Below are 8613 nucleotides of genomic sequence, written 5' to 3'. Positions count from 1 at the left end.
AAAATAATTGATTTTTTTTCAAAAAAATATTCAGGCCTCGTTATATATACAGTTTGCAGAAATTCGACCCAGTAAAAGAAAATGGATTTTACAGATTAAAAGAGTCAGGCACGCATACATGTATAAAAGCAACAGCGAAAGATGTTTTTGAAAGTGATTTATTATATAACATAAATCCTGCCGAGATCATATTTACAACACGATTTGAAGAATATGATATGAGGGAAAAACAGAAGTTTGAATTCGTCTTTTAAATTCAAAACCTAATCAGGTGAAATGCCAAATCGTCTGTGACAAAATGAGACTATTTCCTTGATCCCCTAATATCTGGAGGAGGAATACCGAAACGGTATTTATGACACAACATGACCCAAGACCATCAACTGCAAGTCGAAGCCATTAAATGCGGCACGGTTATCGATCACATTCCCGCCCATGTCGGTTTTAAGTTATTGTCACTGTTCAAACTCACCGAAACAGACCAGCGTATTACCATTGGCCTGAATCTGCCTTCCAACCAACTGGGTAAAAAGGATCTGATTAAGATTGAAAACACCTTTCTGACAGAACAACAGGCAAACCAGCTCGCCATGTATGCACCACATGCCACCATCAATAACATTGAGCATTATGTTGTCGTCAAAAAAATGCCAATCAATCTGCCAGACCAAATCGACAACGTTCTTGTCTGCCCAAACAGTAACTGTATAAGTCACAATGAACCTGTTAACAGCAGCTTCTGCGTTATGTCAGCGAAAGACGATGTGATGTTGCGCTGTAAATATTGTGAGAAAGAGTTTGACCGTCAAGCCGTTATCAATAACGCTTAATCGCCAGTTCAAACACGCTATCCGCTTAAGTCATCGACGAGAATGTCCTGTATCAATTGATGCGGGACAGCGGATCACTATAATGGCTATCCAGAAAATTTTTCCATCCAGACGTCAAACAGGAGTTTCTAATGTCACGTTCTATCCATACCGAAAATGCACCAGCCGCCATCGGCCCTTATGTTCAGGGTGTTGATCTGGGCAGCATGGTTATCACTTCCGGCCAGATCCCCGTTGATCCCAAAACCGGTGCGATCCCTGAAGAGGTGACGGCTCAAGCCCGCCAATCTTTGGAAAACGTCAAAGCTATTGTTGAACAATCTGGCTTGAAAGTGGCTGATATTGTAAAAACTACGGTGTTTGTCAAAGATTTGAATGATTTTGCTGCGGTGAACGCAACTTACGAAGCGTTCTTCGCTGAACATCATGCGCCGTTCCCTGCACGTTCATGTGTTGAAGTTGCCCGTCTGCCAAAAGATGTGAAAATCGAGATTGAAGCGATCGCAGTGCGTCGCTAATCTGTCGTTCTCTCAGCCCTGATCACTCGGTATCAGGGTTGTTATTACCGCTCTGTTTTCCGCTTTTTCTTTTTGTTTGCCTCTCCTGATAACCTGCTTTTCTTTGTCTGAGATCAACTTTTTAGGTTGTATATTAGCGTAAATGATCTATATATTGTGTTTAAATGAAACAAAATCACTATATATAGTATTTATACACAAAATTATCCACATCAACGCAAAAACCGAACATTCAGGCCGTTTTCGTCTGTGGATAACATACTGAGGAGCCATATTGTGAAAATGGTTGTGACGCAACAGGATAACCGCCACGTTGACATTAGTCAGGATAATGCCGGTGAACAGGCTTCCTATACATGGCATGATCGGCTGGATCAAGAAATTCGCGGACTGATCGAACAAAGTCACTTCTCTCTTCTTAATGAAAATGCCAACAAAGACAGTAAAGTCATTCCGACTCAGCGTGATTTATTAGCCGGGATTGTCGCCCGACAATATGCCAAACAGCATATACTGCCGCACGATGTGGTGCAGGCACATGATAAAGGAGAAATTCACTATCATGACCTGGATTACGCCCCGTTTTTTCCTATGTTCAACTGTATGCTGATCGATTTACAGGGGATGCTTACCAACGGCTTTAAAATGGGCAATGCGGAAATTGAGACCCCCAAATCCATTTCTACCGCCACCGCGGTTACGGCCCAAATCATTGCGCAAGTTGCCAGCCACATTTATGGGGGCACGACGATTAACCGTATTGATGAAGTCCTCGCGCCTTTTGTGAAAGCCAGTTATGACAAACATCTGGCCATTGCCAAAGAGTGGCAGATTGCCAATCCGGTTGCCTATGCAGAAGCCCGCACAGAAAAAGAGTGTTATGACGCCTTCCAGTCGCTGGAATATGAAGTCAATACGCTGCATACCGCCAATGGGCAGACGCCGTTTGTCACTTTCGGTTTCGGGTTGGGGACAACCAAAGAAGCCCGTCTGATCCAAATCTCGATTCTGCGCAACCGCATTGCCGGTTTGGGAAAAAAGCGCAAAACCGCAGTCTTCCCCAAGCTGGTTTTTACCATTCGCGATGGATTGAATCACCGTTTTGGGGATCCCCTCTATGACATTAAGTTATTGGCGCTGTCGTGTGCCAGTCAACGCATGTACCCCGATATTCTCAACTATGATCAAGTGGTCAAGGTAACGGGATCGTTTAAAACGCCAATGGGTTGCCGTAGTTTTCTCAGCGTTTATGAGGAAAACGGCCAGCAAGTTCACGAAGGGCGCAATAATCTGGGCGTTATCAGCCTGAACCTTCCCCGCATTGCGCTCGAAGCCAAGGGTCATGAAGCGGATTTTTGGCAAATTTTGGATCAACGTTTATTGCTCGCAAAAAAAGCGCTGATGACCCGCATTGCTCGCCTCGAAAATACCAAGGCTCGCGTTGCCCCGATTCTCTATATGGAAGGTGCCTGTGGTGTCCGCCTGAACGCCGATGACAAGATTGCCGATATCTTCAAACACGGCCGGGCTTCTATCTCATTGGGTTATATTGGCATTCATGAAACGATAAATGCGTTATATGGTAATCACTTTCATCTGTTTGATGATGAACAACGCCAGCAGAAAGCCATTGCTATTGTTAAACACTTACGTCAGGCCGTCGAACAATGGAAACGGGAGACAGGTTATGGATTTAGTTTGTACAGTACACCCAGCGAGAATCTATGTGACCGTTTCTGCCGTTTAGATACCGCCGAGTTCGGTGTGATTCAAGGCGTCACCGATAAGGGCTATTACACCAACAGCTTTCATCTGGATGTGGAAAAAAAGGTCAACCCCTACGATAAGCTGGACTTTGAAGCGCCCTATCCGCCATTGGCAAACGGGGGTTTTATTTGCTACGGCGAATATCCCAATCTGCAACATAATTTGAAAGCATTGGAGGATGTCTGGGATTACAGCTATTCACGTGTGCCTTATTATGGCACCAATACGCCAATTGATGAGTGTTACCGCTGTGGTTTTACCGGAGAGTTTGCCTGTACCCGTAAAGGATTCACTTGTCCTCAATGTGGCAATCATGAGTCAGCCCAAGTTTCAGTGACTCGCCGTGTTTGTGGCTACCTCGGCAGCCCTGACGCGCGCCCATTTAATGCCGGTAAGCAGGAAGAGGTAAAACGCCGCGTGAAACATCTTGGCAACGGGCAAGTGGGTTAATGCGATGAATTATCACCAATATTATCCGGTTGATGTGGTCAATGGCTCCGGAACCCGCTGTACGCTGTTTGTGTCAGGTTGCCTGCATCAATGCCGTGGCTGCTATAACCAAAGCACATGGCGCGTCGATTCAGGTCAGCCTTTTACGCCAGCCGTCGAAGATCAGATCATGGCTGACCTGAAAGATCAGCGGATTAAACGGCAAGGTTTGTCATTATCCGGCGGCGATCCGCTGCATCCCCACAATGTTCCCTGCATATTGCGGCTGGTTAAACGGGTACGCGAAGAGTGCCCAGATAAGGATATCTGGCTATGGACAGGTTATGTCCTCAATGAATTAAATGAAGAGCAACAAGCAGTTATCAATCATATCCATGTGCTGGTGGATGGGAAATTTGAACAGGCGTTGTATGATCCCGCGTTAATTTGGCGGGGCAGTCATAATCAGGTTATCCATTATTTCAGGTGAGGAATTTAATCAGGCAGAGCATTAACGCTGCCAATGCAATTTTTTGCCAAAACCGAGGGGGTTATTCACCATTTTAATTTCCTGAATATTGAGCTGCCAGATTGGGGATTTGGCAGACAGCGCGACAGGAAAACGGCGGCAATAACGCGCTCTGGCGAGGGTTGCGGCTTCACCGCTCAATGGCATGACGTCACCACGAAATTGAATCCCTTTTATTTGTGCGATATTGCGTGTCTGGCCGGCGATCGTCCCTGCAACGACGGGATTGTTTTGCATCATCTTACCGTGGCGGGTATTAGGTTCAGTCATAAACCAGAGCGCCATGCTATCGGCATCAAAAGCATAGAAGCAGTTCGCACACCATAAATCCTGAGCCGAAGAGGTGCACAGCGTGAATACATGTTGCCTGGCGAGATATTGGCGAATGATTAAAATTTCTTTATTTGAATCCATATATTTCCATACCGTTATTTTATTCGGATCATAACAGAACACGCTTGATTCCCTATCGGGTGACGTGTTCTGTATTTGACTTACGGCTTACAGGATAAATTATTTATAAATTTCAGCAACGCCATTGAGTTGGTTCTGGCCATTTGCCGAAATAATGCGGAAATAAGTTGCGCCAACTTCATCAGCTTTTTTGGATAACTCTGTGGTCAGGCTATCGAGTGTTTCTGCACCGCTAACGGAAACAACACCGACTTTTTCTCCCTTAGCAACTTGAACTTCAGTTGCGGCAAAAGAACCAAAAGAAACCGCACATAGTGCTAAAATAACCCCAATATTTTTTACATTTTTCATATTTCGTTCCTCTGCTCATTTTTAAGATAGAGTTAATCTCTCGTGATGGCGAGCATGTTATACGCTTGTTCAGACGATGATAATTAGCAATTCTTGCTATAATTTTTCAATTTTTTTGAACAAAAAAAATTACCGCGGGTTGATAAATGGCATATAATTTAAGTAAATTCATTTGGTTATATTGGAAATCATCAAAAAATCAGCTTATAACTATGTTTAATACCATACTTAAAACCGCACTTCAGACCACACTTATCACTAAAATATAAATTAAATCCCATAGAAATTAACTTAATAAAATAATTAAAAATAAATAATGAATATTAAAGTTTCTCACTGGTATATCTACCTGATCAGAACCCGGAACGGGAGCCTGTATACCGGAATAACGACCAATATATCCCGTCGATTGATGCAGCATGCAGCCGGAAAAGGGGCAAAATACCTACGAGGAAAAGCGCCATTGATGTTGGTTTATCAGAGTGCAGTCAGGGATAAGGGAGCGGCACTAAAAGTGGAATATCGGGTGAAGAAACTGAGTAAACAGCAAAAAGAAAGGCTGGTTATTGACCAGCCTCTCTGTATAACAACGTATTTAATGCAAATGGGTTCATCTGAGAAGTGTTTCACCCTGGCTATGACCACAGGTGATCAAAATAAGCAGGATAAGTAACCAGACCATGACAATCGCCCTGTGAAATATCAGCCAGGGGGTAGATCAAGAAGTAATCCTCACAATCAGGCCATGGGCAATATAATTGGTATTCATTAGCAAGCTTAAAGCCAAAACGGTAGTAATATTCCGGATCACCCAGCACCACAACCGCTCCATAGCCAAACTCGTTGAGGCTATCCAGCCCTTCATAAACCAATTTTTCACCCAGCCTATGACAACGATACTGTTCCGCCACCGCCAATGGCGTCAAACCAACCCATTGATGATCTTCACCATTGATATCAACGGGCGCGAAACCGGCATAGCCAATCACCTGGCCTTCATCGTCGGTCGCAACAATACCCAATGTCAATAAACCATCTTCTCTTAGTTGATGAATTAACTCAGCTTCTGCCGATGTTTCAAAAGATTGACGTAACAAACGATCAATCCCCATCGCATCAACAGGAATTTCGACTCTGATTAACATGGCGATAACGCGCGATCATTCCGATCAGCGCCCTCCTTCTGTCCCGCTTTGATAAATTCAGCCCGATGCAATAAACCAAAACGAAGGATGGATGGCATAGATTCCCATTCAATGGAATCCATCAGATTTTTCACATGTAGTTCCAATTCTATATTCCCTTCAACCCGCAAACGACGCTGAAAGCTGTAGCAAGAAAACAATGTAGCAAGAAAACAACGTATCAGAAAAGGGATTGCTTACATTGGGAAAATCGATAATAAATCCCTTATTACAAAACGTCTACAGGACAAACATCGGTAAGAGCCATGTTTATAGCGAGAATAGCCGTTTAATGCGCTGGATGAGATAACGAAATTCTTTATTGCGTAGCATACCAACCAAAATGCCCAACACCATATATATCACGCCAAGTAGTAACATCATGCCGATATCTTTGTACACATTGTGCAGCGGCAATCCCATCTGGTTAACCCCTGCGATTGCTTTTGTTGCCCATGTTGATGGCAAGGCCGATGAAATCACCCTGACCCACTCAGGCATCGCCTGAGGCGGCCAAATGGTGCCAGAAATATAGAAGACCGGCGTAGTAATAAAAGCCAACGTCAAATAAATCATTTCCACGCTGCGCAAGCATTCTGTCACCAATTTTCCCAACCCTAATACCGTCAACAGGAACGGGAATGTCAACAACAACACAAGGTAAATCGGCGCATCTTGCCGATACCCTAAGATCCATGGCCACAGGATAAAAAAGATCACTGACAGGAACAGCCAGATGGGGATCAAAGCGGATAATGTTCCCAAATAGACGGGAAGCGGTGGACTGCCCTGGGGGGTTTCCCGTAGGGAAATGCTGACGCGAACACAAGAAATTAACAAGGAGTGTTGCAACAGCATGACTAATAAACCCGGAAAGACTATTGCGGGATAACTGACACCTGGGTTAAATAATCCGATGGTTTCACCCCGAATCGGTTGTAGCAAGATTTTTACCTGCTCAATGCTGAAACCCGATTGCAAAAGCAACATGCCGTCGTACTCTGACAAGAGCTGTTGATAAGCCAGTGACAAATTCTTTTGAATCTGCCCATTGGCGAGGCGATTGGTCGCATCACCATAAACTGGCACAGTGACATTTTGTCCGTTAAGCAGGCGTTTTTCAAAATCCACCGGGACGATGATAATGGCAAAGATGGTTCGCTGTAGCAAGTCACGCCGGGCATGGTCGAGACTATTGTAGCTTTGGGTTTCCACGTTCGCCGTGGAGTCAATATTACGGATCAACGCACGGCTCGCATGGCTGTTATCCTGATCGATCACGGCAATCGGTAAATCCCACAAAGAAGGATGAACATAAACCATGCTTATCACACACAACGAAACAATCAATAGCAGCCACATGGGTTTTTCCAACATCCCCAGAAATACATCGCGCAATGTCTGCCAGTATAATGCCCAACTTGCTTTCCCATAGCCCGACATTATGCGACTCCCTCTGATTGATTAAGCCGCTGCCACAAGCGATTGCGGATCAGAAGACTACAAACCGCAGGATAGATCAGCAATATCAGGCAAATATGCAAAATAATCTGTAACGAGACTTCCCGCAGGAAGATGTCAAACAGGGCATTCAAGGCATAAGTTAATGGTTCAAGAGTAGAGATAACCCTAGCCGGCCATATCATGGAGAGTTCTGGCACGATCATACCGGAAAATGCCAGCGCAATACTGACCAGCATCCCCATCATCGTGTAGGCCGTTATTGCACTGCTGGTGAAAGTAAACAGTAACAAGCCAATGCTTTGCGCAGCGATCACATAGAAAAATCCCACAATCGGCATATACAACGGATTACCGGCAACTTTTGCATCTGAGAAAATCACCAGCGCCGTAATTTCCACCATCAATAGCAGTGTGAAAATCAACGTATAGGGTGCCAATTTCCCCAACAATGCCCCAATGAAAGATTCTGCATCCAAGAGTGGTTTTCCCCTGGCCATTGTATAGATAGTGCATGTGACGACAAAAAGCTGTAATAGGTGAATGGTTGCCGCAAATTGCTGGAAATAAATATAACTGCCACTGGCGTTAAACAAACTGTCATAGGACATCGTTGCTTTGGCTAACGGCGGTAATTGCCGCCCCATTTCGGCAGCAATGATTGTGCGGTATTTGGCATTCGTTTCTGCCATCAATCCGCTGAAATCCTGGATTGAGTAGCGCCCGGCTCCATAAAACAGGGCATTGTAATAGATACTTATCGTCGGCTGTTTTCCACTTAAAGCCTCTTTTTCAAAATCCTCTGGAATATAAAGCAGCGCGTAATCCTGCGCCCGGCGTATACGTTCTATGGATTCCGGCAAGCTATTGTTATAAGACTTGATATCCGCATGGGGGGCAGCATTCAAATTGCGAATAAAAGTACGTGATTGCGCGCTCTGGTCGTTATCCACAACAGAGACAGGTAAGTTAAACAGGGTGCCTTCTGAAAAATTGGCACTCGTTAACATAAACAGCAGCAAAGGGAATAGCCAACTCAGCCAGTGAAAAACCGGACTGTGCAGCGCAGCGCTAAATTCCTGGGTAAATCTTTGCTCAAAACTGCCCCATACCGCTTTTATATTCATCAG

The 8613-nt window shown here is 44.6% G+C and carries 10 protein-coding genes and 1 pseudogene; 5 read left to right on the top strand and 6 right to left on the bottom strand.

Translation table 11 applies throughout. From position 1 onward, the window contains the following. The first annotated feature begins 365 nt into the window (after positions 1-365). From pyrI to nrdG, 4 genes are all read left to right on the top strand, one after another. Positions 366-830, top strand: coding sequence for an aspartate carbamoyltransferase regulatory subunit (gene pyrI, locus PSI15_RS04710; protein WP_273582504.1), 465 nt, complete (start codon positions 366-368; stop codon positions 828-830). A gap of 131 nt (positions 831-961) precedes the next feature. Next, positions 962-1348 (top strand): 2-iminobutanoate/2-iminopropanoate deaminase, encoded by a 387-nt coding sequence (gene ridA, locus PSI15_RS04705; RefSeq protein ID WP_273582503.1) that lies wholly within the window; start codon positions 962-964, stop codon positions 1346-1348. 249 nt (positions 1349-1597) lie between these two features. Next, positions 1598-3565 (top strand): anaerobic ribonucleoside-triphosphate reductase, encoded by a 1968-nt coding sequence (gene nrdD / locus PSI15_RS04700; RefSeq protein WP_273582502.1) that lies wholly within the window; start codon positions 1598-1600, stop codon positions 3563-3565. Positions 3566-3569: 4 nt separating this feature from the next. Continuing rightward, positions 3570-4034 carry an anaerobic ribonucleoside-triphosphate reductase-activating protein gene (gene nrdG / locus PSI15_RS04695; protein WP_273582501.1) on the top strand — a complete coding sequence of 155 codons (465 nt, stop codon included), beginning with the start codon at positions 3570-3572 and terminating at the stop codon, positions 4032-4034. A gap of 21 nt (positions 4035-4055) precedes the next feature. Here nrdG and PSI15_RS04690 read toward each other — a convergent pair whose 3' ends face one another. Both PSI15_RS04690 and bhsA read right to left on the bottom strand, forming a co-directional pair. Further along, positions 4056-4487, bottom strand: coding sequence for a YhbP family protein (locus PSI15_RS04690; protein ID WP_273582500.1), 432 nt, complete (start codon positions 4485-4487; stop codon positions 4056-4058). A gap of 99 nt (positions 4488-4586) precedes the next feature. Beyond that, positions 4587-4838, bottom strand: a complete 252-nt coding sequence (bhsA, locus tag PSI15_RS04685; protein ID WP_273582499.1) for a multiple stress resistance protein BhsA — start codon at positions 4836-4838, stop codon at positions 4587-4589. A gap of 322 nt (positions 4839-5160) precedes the next feature. Here bhsA and PSI15_RS04680 point away from each other — a divergent pair, with 322 nt between their 5' ends. Next, positions 5161-5511: a GIY-YIG nuclease family protein gene (locus tag PSI15_RS04680; RefSeq protein WP_273582506.1), complete on the top strand. Its 351-nt coding sequence runs from the start codon at positions 5161-5163 to the stop codon at positions 5509-5511. Here PSI15_RS04680 and PSI15_RS04675 read toward each other — a convergent pair. From PSI15_RS04675 to PSI15_RS04660, 4 genes and pseudogenes are all read right to left on the bottom strand, one after another. Further along, positions 5474-5983, bottom strand: coding sequence for a GNAT family N-acetyltransferase (locus PSI15_RS04675; RefSeq protein ID WP_045968341.1), 510 nt, complete (start codon positions 5981-5983; stop codon positions 5474-5476). The genes PSI15_RS04680 and PSI15_RS04675 overlap by 38 nt on opposite strands. Next, a pseudogene (locus tag PSI15_RS04670) lies at positions 5977-6165 on the bottom strand (ubiquinone anaerobic biosynthesis accessory factor UbiT); the annotation flags it as partial. The gene PSI15_RS04675 and the pseudogene PSI15_RS04670, both read right to left, overlap by 7 nt. A gap of 127 nt (positions 6166-6292) precedes the next feature. Then, positions 6293-7465, bottom strand: coding sequence for an ABC transporter permease (locus tag PSI15_RS04665; protein ID WP_273582498.1), 1173 nt, complete (start codon positions 7463-7465; stop codon positions 6293-6295). Next, the gene (locus PSI15_RS04660) at positions 7465-8610 is read right to left on the bottom strand and encodes an ABC transporter permease (protein ID WP_273582497.1); all 1146 of its coding nucleotides are present in this window, start codon (positions 8608-8610) and stop codon (positions 7465-7467) included. The genes PSI15_RS04665 and PSI15_RS04660 overlap by 1 nt, the downstream gene beginning before the upstream one ends. Positions 8611-8613: the final 3 nt, after the last annotated feature.

Source organism: Xenorhabdus sp. PR6a, assembly GCF_028599065.1.
GTDB classification, from domain to species: Bacteria; Pseudomonadota; Gammaproteobacteria; order Enterobacterales; family Enterobacteriaceae; genus Xenorhabdus; species Xenorhabdus doucetiae.
This window is presented reverse-complemented; position numbering and strand designations above follow the sequence as displayed.